General features: G+C 61.3%; 17 protein-coding genes. 8 read left to right on the top strand and 9 right to left on the bottom strand.

Going from position 1 to position 13,090, the window contains the following annotated elements; translation table 11 throughout:
- Positions 1–42: 42 nt before the first annotated feature.
- Entirely contained in the window at positions 43–972 is a 930-nt protein-coding gene (gene choX, locus FS767_RS00365; RefSeq protein WP_144963782.1) for a choline ABC transporter substrate-binding protein, read from the bottom strand.
- A gap of 14 nt (positions 973–986) precedes the next feature.
- Positions 987–2,504 carry a choline-sulfatase gene (betC, locus tag FS767_RS00360; protein ID WP_144963780.1) on the bottom strand — a complete coding sequence of 506 codons (1,518 nt, stop codon included), beginning with the start codon at positions 2,502–2,504 and terminating at the stop codon, positions 987–989.
- 108 nt (positions 2,505–2,612) lie between these two features.
- On the opposite strand from betC, the gene FS767_RS00355 reads away from it, so the two are divergent.
- Positions 2,613–3,512 (top strand): LysR family transcriptional regulator, encoded by a 900-nt coding sequence (locus FS767_RS00355; protein WP_144963778.1) that lies wholly within the window; start codon positions 2,613–2,615, stop codon positions 3,510–3,512.
- 55 nt (positions 3,513–3,567) lie between these two features.
- Positions 3,568–3,906, top strand: coding sequence for a DOPA 4,5-dioxygenase family protein (locus FS767_RS00350; RefSeq protein WP_144963776.1), 339 nt, complete (start codon positions 3,568–3,570; stop codon positions 3,904–3,906).
- Positions 3,907–4,196: 290 nt separating this feature from the next.
- On the opposite strand, the gene trpA is transcribed toward FS767_RS00350, so the two are convergent.
- Together trpA and trpB are read right to left on the bottom strand one after the other, a co-directional pair.
- A complete protein-coding gene (gene trpA, locus FS767_RS00345) occupies positions 4,197–5,006 on the bottom strand; it encodes a tryptophan synthase subunit alpha (protein WP_058638748.1) in 810 nt (269 codons plus the stop codon).
- A complete protein-coding gene (gene trpB / locus FS767_RS00340; RefSeq protein ID WP_023532832.1) occupies positions 5,003–6,220 on the bottom strand; it encodes a tryptophan synthase subunit beta in 1,218 nt (405 codons plus the stop codon). Before trpB ends, trpA begins: the two co-directional genes overlap by 4 nt.
- A 108-nt stretch (positions 6,221–6,328) precedes the next feature.
- Here trpB and FS767_RS00335 point away from each other — a divergent pair, with 108 nt between their 5' ends.
- Entirely contained in the window at positions 6,329–7,225 is an 897-nt protein-coding gene (locus tag FS767_RS00335; protein WP_144963774.1) for a LysR family transcriptional regulator, read from the top strand.
- Here FS767_RS00335 and FS767_RS00330 read toward each other — a convergent pair.
- Positions 7,222–7,545 (bottom strand): YqjD family protein, encoded by a 324-nt coding sequence (locus FS767_RS00330; RefSeq protein WP_023532474.1) that lies wholly within the window; start codon positions 7,543–7,545, stop codon positions 7,222–7,224. The genes FS767_RS00335 and FS767_RS00330 overlap by 4 nt on opposite strands.
- A 150-nt stretch (positions 7,546–7,695) precedes the next feature.
- Between FS767_RS00330 and FS767_RS00325 the strand changes: the two genes are divergently transcribed.
- Together FS767_RS00325 and FS767_RS00320 are read left to right on the top strand one after the other, a co-directional pair.
- The gene (locus FS767_RS00325; protein ID WP_023532741.1) at positions 7,696–7,911 is read left to right on the top strand and encodes a dodecin; all 216 of its coding nucleotides are present in this window, start codon (positions 7,696–7,698) and stop codon (positions 7,909–7,911) included.
- A 101-nt stretch (positions 7,912–8,012) separates the two neighbouring features.
- Complete coding sequence (locus tag FS767_RS00320) at positions 8,013–8,234, top strand: DUF1161 domain-containing protein (protein ID WP_144963772.1); 222 nt, start codon at positions 8,013–8,015, stop codon at positions 8,232–8,234.
- 122 nt (positions 8,235–8,356) lie between these two features.
- Here the strand turns inward: FS767_RS00320 and FS767_RS00315 are convergent, their stop codons facing one another.
- Positions 8,357–9,361 carry an LLM class flavin-dependent oxidoreductase gene (locus FS767_RS00315; protein ID WP_144963770.1) on the bottom strand — a complete coding sequence of 335 codons (1,005 nt, stop codon included), beginning with the start codon at positions 9,359–9,361 and terminating at the stop codon, positions 8,357–8,359.
- A 151-nt stretch (positions 9,362–9,512) separates the two neighbouring features.
- Here FS767_RS00315 and FS767_RS00310 point away from each other — a divergent pair, with 151 nt between their 5' ends.
- Entirely contained in the window at positions 9,513–9,938 is a 426-nt protein-coding gene (locus tag FS767_RS00310) for an OsmC family protein (protein WP_144963768.1), read from the top strand.
- A gap of 71 nt (positions 9,939–10,009) precedes the next feature.
- On the top strand, positions 10,010–10,243 hold the full coding sequence (locus FS767_RS00305; RefSeq protein ID WP_058603649.1) for a DUF1161 domain-containing protein: 234 nt from the start codon (positions 10,010–10,012) through the stop codon (positions 10,241–10,243).
- Positions 10,244–10,273: 30 nt separating this feature from the next.
- Here the strand turns inward: FS767_RS00305 and FS767_RS00300 are convergent, their stop codons facing one another.
- Together FS767_RS00300 and FS767_RS00295 are read right to left on the bottom strand one after the other, a co-directional pair.
- On the bottom strand, positions 10,274–10,687 hold the full coding sequence (locus tag FS767_RS00300; protein WP_023532343.1) for a hypothetical protein: 414 nt from the start codon (positions 10,685–10,687) through the stop codon (positions 10,274–10,276).
- 57 nt (positions 10,688–10,744) lie between these two features.
- The gene (locus FS767_RS00295) at positions 10,745–11,158 is read right to left on the bottom strand and encodes a hypothetical protein (protein WP_144963766.1); all 414 of its coding nucleotides are present in this window, start codon (positions 11,156–11,158) and stop codon (positions 10,745–10,747) included.
- Positions 11,159–11,236: 78 nt separating this feature from the next.
- Here FS767_RS00295 and FS767_RS00290 point away from each other — a divergent pair, with 78 nt between their 5' ends.
- Entirely contained in the window at positions 11,237–12,316 is a 1,080-nt protein-coding gene (locus FS767_RS00290) for an aminopeptidase (protein ID WP_256674216.1), read from the top strand.
- 26 nt (positions 12,317–12,342) lie between these two features.
- Here the strand turns inward: FS767_RS00290 and FS767_RS00285 are convergent, their stop codons facing one another.
- Positions 12,343–12,999, bottom strand: coding sequence for an HAD family hydrolase (locus FS767_RS00285; RefSeq protein ID WP_144963762.1), 657 nt, complete (start codon positions 12,997–12,999; stop codon positions 12,343–12,345).
- Positions 13,000–13,090: the final 91 nt, after the last annotated feature.

Genomic DNA, 13,090 nt, shown 5'->3' with positions numbered 1-13,090 from the left:
TTCACGAATCAACCGCAGACAGACCCGCTCTCCACTCGCTGTTTACAAGGTTTGTTTCACGGCCGCGACGGCGTCTGCACCCGCTTTGGTGGTCACGCCGCTCAGCCAGCCATCCAGTGCCTCGGGGTGCGCTTTCACCCAAGCCTTGGCCGCCTCGTCGAAGCCGATCTTCTTATCCACAACCTCGGCCATGATGGTGTTTTCCATGTCCAGCGTGAAGCTCAGGTTGCTCAGCAACTTTGCCGCGTTCGGGCAGGCTTGTGGATAACCCTTACGTGTCAGCGTGAACACGTCGCCTTTGCTGCCGAACCACTTCTCGCCACCGGTCAAGTAATGCATGTTCAGCTTCACGTTCATGGGGTGCGGCGTCCAGCCAAGGAAGGCGATGTACTGCTGTTTCTTGACCGCTCGATCCACCTGGGCCAGCATGGCCTGCTCGCTGGACTCCACCAGTTTCCATTTGCCTAGGCCGAAGGCATCACCCTTGATGATCTCTTGCAGCGAGAGGTTGGCCGGCGCGCCTGAGCCAATGCCGTACAGCTTCCTGCCAAACTGATCGGCGTGCTTGTTCAAGTCCGCGAAATCACGTACCCCGCCTTTCCACACATAGTCCGGCACCGCCAGGGTGAATTCGGTTCCTTGCAGGTTGCGCGAGAGCTGCTGCACATCCCCGTTGGCGACGAATTTGTCATGGAAGCCTTGGTGCGCAGGCATCCAGCTCCCAAGAAAGGCATCGACCTGGCCATCCTTGAGCCCGCCATAGATGATCGGCACCGCCAGGCTGTCCACCTTCACCTGGTACCCCAGGGGTTCAAGCAACAGGCGGGCGACTGCGTTGGTGGTGGCGATGTCACTCCACCCAGGGTCGGCCAGCTTGACGGTTGAGCATTGCGCGTTGTCATCGGCGGCCTGGGCGCTAAGCGTGCCCAGGCTGACAGCTAGCGCGAACAAGGTAGCAGCGAACGTATGCATGGCGGGCTCTCTTTTCAATCCAGTGGGGCGGGCTGTGGATAACGTGCCTTGCGCTCGAGGTCGTCAAGATCGATGTGGTTGCGCATGTACTGCTGACTGGCATCCACCCAAGGTTGGTGATCCCAGCTGCTCAATTTGCCAATGGCCAGTGCCTGGGCCACCAGACGGCGACGTCGCTGGCTAGCCAACACCTGCTGGCGCAGGCCGGGTATGTCCCAGCGCTGGCGCGCCTCGGTGACGAACCCCTGCAGCAATGCCTGATGATCCGGGCTGTTAGCCAGATTCTCCCGCTCGTACGGGTCGCGGCTCAGGTCATAGAGTAGACAGGGGTCGTCCTCGCTGTACACGAACTTGTAGGAACCGCGGCGGATCATCATGAGCGGGCCGACGGTACCCTCGGCCATGTATTCACCAATGACCTCGTCGTGACCGCCCTGCCCTTGCAGGTGGCCAAGCAGTGAGCGGCCGTCCAGGTGAAGGGATTTATCCACAACCCCACCTGCCAGCTCCACCAGGGTAGGCAGCAGGTCGCAGGTCGAGACGGACGCACCGACGCGTCCGGCCGCGAAGCGTTGCGGGGCATGAATCAGGAGCGGTACACGGGCTGACATCTCGAACCAATGCATTTTGTACCAGAGGCCGCGCTCGCCCAGCATGTCGCCATGGTCGCCCGAGAACACGATCAAGGTGTCGTCGGCGAGGTTGCATTCCTCAAGGGTGTGCAGCAATTGACCGATATTGTCGTCGATGTAGCTGCAAGCGCCGAAGTAGGCCCGCCGGGCATCGCGGATTTTGTCCACAGGAAGCGGTTTGTCCCAAAGGTCGTACACCTTGAGCAATCGCTGGGAATGGGGGTCGAGCGAAGTCTGGCTATCCGTATGCTTGGGTAACGGGATATCCACATTTTCGTAGCGATCCCAGTAGCGTTTGGGGATGGTGTAGGGATCGTGAGGGTGGGTCATGGACACTGTCAGACAGAATGGGCGGCTGTCGTTTTCACGGACATGGTCATACAAATACTGACGCGCCTTGAACACTACTTCCTCGTCAAAATCCAGCTGGTTCGTACGCACGCATGGCCCGGCCTGCAGCACCGAGGACATGTTGTGGTACCAGCTTGGTCGCACGTCAGGCTCATCCCAATTCACGGCCCAGCCGTAGTCGGCCGGGTAGATATCGCTGGTCAGGCGTTCCTCATAGCCGTGCAGTTGATCAGGCCCGCAGAAGTGCATTTTGCCGGACAGCGCCGTGCGGTAGCCCAGGCGCCGGAGATAGTGGGCGTAGGTAGGGATATCGGCGGGAAAGTCAGCCGCGTTGTCATAGGCCCCAATACGGCTAGGGAGCTGACCACTGACGAGGGTGAAACGCGAGGGTGCGCACAGCGGGCTGTTGCAGTAAGCCGAATCGAACACCACGGCCTGTGCCGCCAGACGGGCGAGATGAGGCATCTGTATGGGTGAGTCGGCGTAGATGGGCAGCAAGGGTGCTGCCATCTGGTCAGCCATGATGAACAGGATATTAGGGCGTTTCATGCAAGCTCCCATCGTTGGAGGTTATGCGCAATGCTTGCCTACCACGATGCGGCGGTGCATAACGTGGGTAAAGCCCCTGTAGGGCAATGCGTGGGATTAGCCAGGCTTATGTTCGAACACCTTGCTGGATTGTCGTTGGATACCTTACGCGTGTTCGAGGCGGCCGCACGCTTGCGCAGCTTTACGGCAGCTGCCTTGGAGCTGGGCACCACGCAACCGGCAATCAGTCAGCAGGTAAAACGCCTGGAGGCGCAACTAGGCGCGCGGCTTTTCGACCGCATCTACCGGGGCATCGAGCTGACCGAGGCGGGCCAAGTGTTGTTCGAGTACGCCAGCCAGGGGTTGCAAACCATGGACGATGGCGTGGCCCGCGCAAGCGGGCGCAATCAGCGCGAAGTCCTACAGGTGGCGACGGATTTTGCATTCGCTGCGTTCTGGTTGATGCCCCGTCTGCAGCGCTTTCATGAAGCGTATCCACAGGTCGATGTGAGCCTGGTGACGGGTGAGCGAAGCCAAGGCATGTTGCGCCCGGACATCGATGTGGCGGTGCTGTTCGGCGATGGGCGTTTTCATCAAGGCGAGAGCCGTTGGCTGTTCGATGAGGAGGTTTTCCCGGTATGCAGCCCTCGCCTTGTCCATGGCAAACCCTTGTCTGCCGCGGCTTTGCAGCGTTTGCCGCTGCTGCATCTCAAGGGTGAGCAGGCGAGCCGGTGGTTCGACTGGACAGGTGTCTTTCGCGGGCTCGGGGTGACCAGCGCGCCGCCTGCGGGGCAGCTGCGGTTCGACAACTACACGTTGTTGATCCAGGCTGCCATCGCGGGCCAGGGCATGGCGATCGGCTGGCGGCATCTGGTGGATGGGCTGGTCGACCAAGGGTTGCTGTGCCGGCCGTTGGCGGGCACCTTGCGGTCGGCACGTGGGTATTACGCCGTACTGCCGCCGCGCAAGCGTCGCGGGGCGTTGATCGCACGCTTCGTGGATTGGCTTGAGCACGAGCGTAGCCTCTGAGATGCTGGGCCCGCTTGTGGCAAGTTGTCAGAATCGACGCACATCAGGAGTAGCTGTGCAGAGAATCAAGGGTTATCACGCCCACGTGTACTACGACGCCTCGACCTTGGAGCAGGCGCGAGCCTTGTGCGAGGAGGCAGCCGCGCTGTTTCCGGTCACCATGGGACGAATGCACACCAGGCCTGTTGGGCCGCATCCGGCCTGGAGCTGTCAGTTGGCGTTCGAGCCTGAGCTCATTGGCGTGGTGCTGCCCTGGCTGGCGTTGCACCGCAGGGGGCTGGTGGTCTTTTTGCACCCGCTTACCGGGGATGAGCTGGCAGACCACCGCGATCATGCGATCTGGATGGGGGCGTTGCGGCCTCTGGACTTGTCGGTTTTTGGCGAAGGGCGTTGATTGGGCGATCCAATCTTAGGAACGTTCTTGCCGGAGCGGCCGCGATGACTGCGCAGCAGCCCCAGGATTTCAGCTTCGCAGCTCATATTGCTGGGGCCGCTATGCGGCCCATCGCGGCACAAGGCCGCTCCTACAGGTATACGCATCCGTTAGGTGCGCCGCGTCCCTGTAGCGGCCTTGCCGGGGCGCCGGACCGGCCGCGATGGGCCGCGCAGCGGCCCTAGGATATCAGCGTTGCAACATGAGCTGCCGCTCAAGATAGCCTCGGGCAACCGAGCGACAACCATCCCTTAGCGCCGAGCGCCACGTACCCCTTCTGCCAAGGCCGAGCACAGGCTCAACACATCGTCTACCGCCTGACCGGGGTTCTGCGCGTGGGCAATTTTGTCGACCAGGGCCGAGCCTACTACCACACCGTCGGCGAGACGGGCGATGTTGGCCGCCTGCTCGGGGGTGCGAATGCCAAACCCGACGCTGATCGGCAAATCCGTATGGCGACGCAAGCGCGCAATGGCTTCAGTCACATGTTCTGTCGTCGCCGAGCCTGCACCGGTCACACCGGCCACCGACACGTAGTAGACGAACCCGGAGCTGCGCTCCAGCACGCGGGGCAGGCGCGCGTCATCGGTAGTTGGGGTGGTCAGGCGGATGAAGTCGATACCCGCAGCCTGGGCCGGGCTGGCCAGTTCGTCGTCATGCTCAGGCGGCAGGTCGACGATGATCAGGCCATCGACACCGGCTTCGTTGGCCTGTGCCACGAAAGCTTCCACGCCAAAGCGGTGAATCGGGTTGTAGTAACCCATCAGCACGATCGGCGTGGTCTGGTCATCCTCTCGGAATTCGCGAACCATCTGCAGCGTCTTGGCCAAGGTCTGGCCAGCCTCGAGTGCACGCAGGGTGGCCAGCTGGATGGCCACGCCGTCGGCCATGGGGTCGGTGAACGGCATGCCCAGTTCGATCACGTCGGCACCTGCCGCCGGCAGGCCCTTGAGAATCTGGAGCGAGGCGTCATAGCCTGGATCACCTGCAGTGACGAAGGTGACCAGTGCTGCGCGGCCTTCGGTTTTCAGCTCGGCGAAACGTTGTTCAAGACGGCTCATGCCTGTTTCTCCTGGGCGGCCATGTGGTTCATGACGGTGTGCATATCCTTGTCTCCACGCCCCGACAGGCAGATCACCATCAGGTGGTCCTTGGGCAAGGACGGGGCGCGCTTGATGGCTTCGGCCAGCGCATGGGCGCTTTCCAGCGCGGGAATGATGCCTTCGAGCCGGCAGGATGCATGGAAGGCATCCAGGGCCTCATCATCGGTGATGCTGACATATTCGACCCGCTTCACTTCGTGCAGGTAGGCGTGCTCGGGGCCGATGCCCGGATAGTCCAGGCCTGCTGAGATCGAATGGGCATCGGTGATCTGGCCGTCGGCGTCCTGCAGCAAGTAGGTACGGTTGCCGTGCAGTACCCCAGGCACTCCGCCGTTCAGGCTGGCAGCGTGCTTGTCGGTCTGCACGCCGTGCCCGCCCGCCTCGACACCGATGATCTGAACGCTCGGCTCTTCGAGAAACTCGTGGAACAGGCCCATGGCATTGGACCCGCCACCCACGCAGGCCACCAGGCTGTCCGGCAGTCGCCCTTCCTTTTCCTGCATCTGGGCGCGGGTTTCCTTGCCGATGATCGACTGGAAGTCCCGAACCATGGCTGGGTAGGGGTGCGGGCCGGCTACGGTGCCGATCAGGTAGAACGTGTCGTCGACATTGGTGACCCAGTCGCGCAGGGCCTCGTTCATGGCGTCTTTCAAGGTGCCGGTGCCAGCGGTGACCGGCACGATTTCAGCGCCCAGCAGTTTCATGCGGAACACGTTGGCCTGTTGCCGCTCGATGTCGGTAGCGCCCATGTAGATCACGCAAGGCAACCCGAAACGCGCCGCCACGGTGGCAGTAGCGACGCCATGCATGCCGGCACCGGTTTCGGCGATCAGGCGCTTTTTGCCCATGCGCTTGGCCAGCAGTACCTGGCCGATGCAGTTGTTCACCTTGTGCGCGCCGGTGTGGTTGAGCTCTTCGCGCTTGAAGTAGATCTTGGCGCCACCGCAGTGCTCGGTCAGGCGCTCGGCGAAATACAACGGGTTGGGACGGCCAATGTAGTCGCGTTGGAAGTAAGCCAGTTCTTCGAGAAATGCAGGGTCTGCCTTGGCCGCTTCGTACTCACGGGCCAGGTCCAGTACCAGTGGCATCAGGGTTTCGGCCACGTAGCGGCCGCCGAACGAGCCGAACAGGCCATTGGCATCGGGGCCGGGGCGATATTGGGACTGGGTCATGAGACGCTCCAAGGCATTACGAATGAGTGATGGGCTTTACTGTAACCATGACCTGCTCCGATGAAAACCGATAAGATTGCGCTAACTTGTCAGGAAAACTCACACGTAATGGCCAGTGATCTCCCACCCCTCAATGCCTTGCGCGCCTTCGAGGCGACTGCCCGGCTCAACAGCGTCAGCCAGGCAGCTGAAGCGCTACACGTGACCCATGGCGCAGTTAGCCGGCAAATCAAAGCGCTGGAAGCGCACCTTGGCGTTGCCCTGTTCGCCAAGGATGGGCGAGGTGTCAAACTCACAGATGCTGGCGCCAGGTTGCGTGACGTCAGTGGTGAGGTCTTTGATCGGCTGCGCGGGGTATGCCGGGAACTGGCCCGCGATGTGGAGCACGCCCCTTTCGTGCTTGGCTGTTCCGGAAGCTTGCTGGCGCGTTGGTTCATCCCGCGTCTGGGGCGCTTGAATGCCGACTTGCCTGAGCTTCGCCTGCATCTTTCTGCCGGTGAAGGCGATCTGGACCCGCGTCGCCCCGGGCTGGATGCGTTGCTGGTGTACGCCGAACCGCCGTGGCCAGCGGACATGCAGGTTCACGTACTGGCACAGGAACGTATTGGGCCAGTCGTCAGCCCGCACTTCGAGGGCACTGGGCGCCTGCGCAAGACGGCGGTCAGCCAGCTATTGGAAGAATCCTTGCTGCACACCACGTCGCGCCCGCAGGCCTGGCCGACATGGGCGTTGGCCAACGGCCTCGATGCCCAGGCGCTGAAATATGGGCAGTCGTTCGAGCATCTGTATTACTTGTTGGAAGCGGCAGTCGCAGGGTTGGGAGTGGCCATCGCGCCTGAGCCATTGGTGGCCGATGACTTGCGTGCAGGGCGCCTGATTGCGCCATGGGGCTTTAGCGCAACGCCTGCAGCGTTGGCACTGTGGGTGCCACGGCGCGCCGCAGATGGGCGCGCCGAGCAGCTGGCGCAGTGGTTACGCGCCGAGTTGGCCGGGCAGAGCGCTTAGTTGCGCTTGCACAGCAGGTAGGCAGCCAGCAGGCCCAGTGCGCCTACGGCCACGCCAGCGGTGGTGTAGGGGTGTTCCTGGGCGTAGTCGCGGGTAGCGATGCTGGTCTTGACCGTGCGGTCTTTGACTTCTTCGTAGGCGTCGCTCAGTAGGCTGCGCGAGTGCTTCAGGGCCGTCTCGGCATTGCTGCGGATAGCCTTGAGGGACTTCTGGGATTCTTCGGACGCGTCGTTCTTGAGGCTTTCCAGGCTTTTCAGGAGGCTCTCGATCTCGGCTTCCATGCTTTCCAGTGATGTTTTACGCAGCGAGTTGCGGGGCATGTTGACTCTCCTTCGCGTTATGGGCTCTACAGATTGCGACTATCAAGCGAAGCGAAAGTGCGATCGAACTTTCTGCCGCTGCGCCTGCTCGCAGGTAAACCAGCACTGCGCTGCTAGGCTCAACGTTATCGCCATCCAAGGAGTCAACACATGTCCGATCACCACACGTACAAAATGCTCGAACTGGTAGGTTCTTCCACCACCGGTATCGAGGATGCCATTCAGAATGCCCTGGCCGAAGCCTCCAAAAGCGTGCAGATGATGGAGTGGTTCGAAGTCGTCAGCACCCGCGGTCACATTCGCGACAACAAAGTCGAGCATTTCCAGGTGACCCTGAAGGTCGGCTTCCGCATCACCAACAGCTGATACAGTTCCGGGCTGGATGTGCCTGGCGCGATGGGGTAAGACTTAGACGAGGCGCCTGATGGGCGCCTTTTGCGATTTCATCTGCACAAGGAAAGCAAGTGATGAACAAAGTGGTTCTGGCGTTGGGCCTGATGACCCTGGCAGGCGGCGCAATGGCTGCCGGCAAGCCGTGCGAAGAGCTGAAAGCGGAAATCGCTGCCAAGCTCGATGCCAAGGGCGTGCAAAACTACACGCTGACGGTCGTGGACAAGGGCGATCCCGCTGGCAAGGTGGTGGGCAGTTGTGAAGCCGGTACCAAGGAAATTGTTTACCGCCGCGACTGAGGCTCATCGGGACCCGCGGATTGTCCGCGGGTCTCGTGCATGCGGCCATTTGCTAGGCTTCCGACTCCCCGCCAGGGGGCCGACTCAGCCTGGTTGGCTATAGGGCCCGTGCTGGGCAATGGCTAGGCTTGCTGCAGTGCCTGAGCCAGCAACTCGTAGGAGCGTATCCGGTCTGCGTGCTCGTACAGATCGCAGGTAAAGATCAGTTCATCGGCCCCTGTCTGCTCCAACAGCACGTCAACCTTGGCGCGGACATTGTCCGGGCTCCCGATCATCGCCAGCCCCATGAAGCTGCCCACCGCATCGCGCTCATGGGGCAACCACAAGCCGTTCATGGTTTCTACCGGGGGCTTCTGCATCAGGCTCTGACCGCGAATCAAGGCCAGGATGCGTTGATAAACCGACGTGGCCAAGTACTCGGCCTGCTGGTCGGTCTCGGCCACTACCATGGGGATGCCAAGCATGACGTAAGGCTTGTCCAGCGTAGTAGATGGCTTGAAGTGATTGCGATAGACCCGAATCGCCTCGTGCATGTAACGCGGCGCAAAATGCGATGCGAAGGCATAAGGCATACCACGCATGCCGGCCAGCTGGGCGCTGAACAGGCTGGAGCCCAGCAACCAGATAGGCACTTCGGTGTCGTGTCCCGGCACGGCAATCACTTTCTGGTCATCGGTGCGTGGGCCCAGGTAGCGCGACAACTCCTCGACGTCATCCGGGAAATCGTCCGCACTGCCGGCTCGGTCGCGGCGCAGTGCATGGGCGGTCATGTGATCGGACCCTGGGGCGCGGCCCAGGCCCAAGTCGATACGGCCGGGGTACAGGCTGGCCAGGGTGCCAAATTGCTCGGCCACGACGAGGGGCGCGTGGTTGGGCAGCATGACGCCCCCGGAACCTACCCTGATACGCGATGTACCCCCCGCGAGGTAGCCGATCAGCACCGAGGTGGCCGAGCTGGCGATGCCGTCCATGTTGTGGTGCTCGGCTACCCAGAAGCGGTTGTAACCGAAGCGCTCGACGTGCTGCGCCAGGTCCAGCGAATTGCGCAGCGATTGCGCGGGCCCTTGGTCGGCGCGCACTGGCACCAAATCGAGGGTGGATATTTTCAGATTTCGCAACTGCGTCATGAAGCCTCCGCAATGATGGTTGGCCTGAGGCCTTTTGACTCTGTATGGGCGCAATCGTTGGATTCAATGTCCCCTGTCGGATTGAGCTGAACTCTCATCAGGCTATCAGCCTCTGAATCGATAGGTACTTAACCAATGACCGGGAGGCATCATGAAGAAGACAGCATCGGCAATCTGGGAAGGTGGTCTAAAGGACGGCAAGGGCCAGATCTCCACTGAAAGCGGCGCGCTCAAGAATAACCCTTATGGGTTCAACACCCGTTTCGAAGACACGCCGGGCACCAACCCGGAAGAACTGATCGGCGCTGCCCACGCTGGGTGCTTCTCGATGGCGCTGTCTATGATGCTGGGCGAAGCCAAGCTGACGCCCGAGCGTATCGACACTGCGGCCGAAGTCACTCTGGATAAGCAGGACGATGGTTTTGCCATCACTGCGGTGCACCTGGTGCTGCGCGCCAAAGTACCAGGGGCGAGCGAAGAACAGTTCCTGGAAATCGCCAACAAGGCCAAGCAGGGCTGCCCCGTGTCCAAGGTGCTCAACGCCAACATCACCCTGGATGCCAAGCTGGTGAGCTGATTACTCCAGCCTTGGGCGGTTTGCGGTAATCTGAAAACCCGGCAGCCTCGCTGCCTTTACTGGAGCCGCCCATGATTCGCATAGCTACCGCTTTACTGGTCTCCCTGGTGACAACTTCGGCACTGGCAGCAATCAAGCCATGCGAGGAGTTGAAGGCAGAAATCGAGGCCAAGATCCAGGCCCAGGGTGTGCCGTCCTATACCCTGGAAATCGTGCCCAACAGCGAAGTGCAGGACCCCAACATGGTGGTCGGCAGCTGCGATGGCGGTGCCCGCAAGATCATTTATCAGAAGAATGATCAGTAAGCCTGGCAACCGCTGGGACCCGGAGGGCGCCTAGGGTATGCAGAAGACCCTGCTAGGTTCGTTGACGACCACGGTCCTGGCTGAGTCATACAACAGCACCTGCGGTTCCATCACCGGCGCCCTTGCCTCGAGCCTATAACGCTCGCCCGCTTCGAAGTGATCGTAACGCACCGTCAGGTAGCATGTACGGTCCCTGGGGTCGGTAGAGAACCCGCCCGCGTAGATCTCATAGTCGAAACGTACGATCAGTTCGTGCTTGCCGGGCGTCACCTGAAAATAACGGCCGTCGTCCAGGCGTTTGCCATCGAGGCGGTCGGCCATGATGACCCTGCCGGGTGTCATGGTGTAAAGGTCTACCCAGGCCTGTTTAGGGTCCTTGGGCGGTAAGGGGCTAGCACAAGCTCCCAGTGCACTGAGGGCGATCAGCATCATGGGCTGGCGCATGGCAGGTTTTTCCACTTGCAGTGAACACCTGACAAGCATAGCGCTGTTTTGGATGCTTCACGTGCGCTGGCAGCCTGCCGGTTCACCCTGGCTGACCAGGTTCTGTTGCTGATCATAGAGCTTGATCCAGGGACGGAAGCCGATGCTGCCAGCCTGCAACTGGTAACGCTCGCCAGCATCGAAGCCCTTGAAGGCCACCTTGACCTGGCAATCACGCCATAGCGGGGCGTCAACGGGGCCGATGTTGCTGGGCGCCACTGGGAATTGATAGCGCACGGTCAGCTCATGGTTGCCAGGCGGTACTTGGAAATAACGGTTGTCGTCCCAGTCCCTTGCATCGACTTTTACCGCGTCCAGGGAAGTTTGCTCGCCTGGTTCAAGGTCGACCCACGCTTGAGAGGGGTCGGGGTCAGGCAATGTCGAACAGGCCGTTGTCAGCAGCAATGAACCGGCGACCCACAATGCGCGCATGGCGAAACTCCCTTTCGGCGAGATAATCTTTAGACGAATGGGGTTGAGCGAATCAGACGGTAAAAGATGCTTGGAACAATGCTTGCGCAACGCTCAGACCCTGGGGCACTCGACCGCGTTTTCACCCGGTTTGTTCCGCTACTGCTCGTCGCGCTGCTCAACGGTTGCAGCAGCGCTGGCTACTATGGCCAGCTGGCAGTCGGCCAGTGGGAGCTGCTGCAGGCGCGTCGGCCCCTGACGAAGGTGATGGCCGACCCTGCCACGTCCGAGCCCTTGCGCGCTCGACTGGCGTACGCCCAGCAGGCGCGGACATTCGCCACCCGGCAACTGAAATTACCCGACAACCGAAGCTACACGACGTACGCCGATTTGGGCCGCCCGTACGTTGTATTGAATGTATTCGCCACCCCCGAGTTGTCGCTACAGCCGGTCACCCACTGTTTTCCCATTGCAGGGTGCGTGGCCTACCGTGGCTACTACCGCCAGGGCGCAGCACGGGGTGCAGCGGCGTTGATGCGCCAGCAGCGCCTTGACGTCTATGTGGGCGGGGTAGAAACCTATTCGACCTTGGGCTGGTTCGATGACCCGATCCTGTCATCGATGATGGGCTGGGGTGAAGAGCGTCTGGCCACGCTGATCTTTCATGAGCTGGCTCATCAGCGTGTCTACGTGCAGGACGATACGGCCTTCAACGAGTCGTTCGCGTCGTTCGTCGAGCAGCAAGGCACGCGGCAATGGCGGCTGAGCCGTGGGCTGGGGGCCACCGGCGAAGACCATGGCCCCCAGCGCGAGCAGTTCATCCGCCTGGTGCTGGCCACGCGGGCACGGCTACAGGCGATTTATGCGGCGCCCACCGATGATGAAACCAAGCGCTTGGCCAAGCGGGCCGAGTTCGAGCGGCTGCGGCGCGATTACCGTTTGCTGCGCGATGGCCCCTGGAGAGGCGATACGCGTTACGACGCCTGGGTATATGGGCCGATGAACAATGCGAAATTGCTGCCATTCGGGCTGTACGATCAGTGGGTGCCGGCTTTTTCGGCTTTATTTCGCCAGGCCGAAGGTGACTGGGAGCGATTCTATGAGCGCGTCGGGCAACTGGCGTCATTGCCCATCGGGGCGCGCACTGCAGCCTTGCAAGGGTTGATGCCCAGTGGCTAGCCCGCGCTAGCCGGTTGCCCGTCCCTTCAGCGCGATTGCATGCTGAACGCCTCGTGCATCTCGGCCAGGGACGCGAAATGAAACGCCGGCGCTTCTGCCATCAGTTCCTCACGGCTTCCGAACCCATACCCAACTGCCACGGCCTGCACGCCGTTACTGCGGGCACCGATCAGGTCATGCTTGCGATCGCCGATCATGAGCGTGTGCGCCGGGTCCAGCCCTTCTTCGTCCAGCAGGTGGCGAATCAGCTCGACCTTGTTGGTTCGCGTACCGTCCAGCTCGCTGCCGTAGATCACTTTGAAATGCTGGTCGAAGGCGAAGTGGCGGGCGATTTCGCGCGCGAATTCCCACGGCTTTGAAGTCGCTATGTAAAGGGTGCGGCCTTGGCCATTGAGGGTTTCGAGCAGTTGCGGTACCCCGTCGAACACGAGGTTTTCGTACAAGCCCTTGACGCGAAAGCGCTCACGGTAAAAGTTGACGGCCTCCCAGGCCTTGGCTTCGTCGAAACCGTAGAACTGCATGAACGCCTGCAACAACGGCGGGCCGATGAAGTGTTCAAGGCGAGAGAGGTCTGGCTCGTCGATACCCAGCTTCGCCAAGGCGTACTGGATGGAACGGGTGATACCCAGGCGGGGGTCGGTCAGGGTGCCGTCGAGGTCGAACAGGATGTTTTGCTGGTGCATAGGGAAGGTGTCCGCTTGGTTGCTGCGCCGCATGCTGGCGGGCAAGCCGATGCCCGCATGGCTGAGTCAGGGCCCGATACCGGCAGCTACG

The sequence above is a fragment of the Pseudomonas sp. DE0010 genome (genome assembly GCF_007680745.1).
Lineage (GTDB): Bacteria > Pseudomonadota > Gammaproteobacteria > Pseudomonadales > Pseudomonadaceae > Aquipseudomonas > Aquipseudomonas parafulva_B.
The sequence above is the reverse complement of the archived record's forward strand: the minus strand, read 5'-3'. Positions and strand labels throughout refer to the sequence as shown.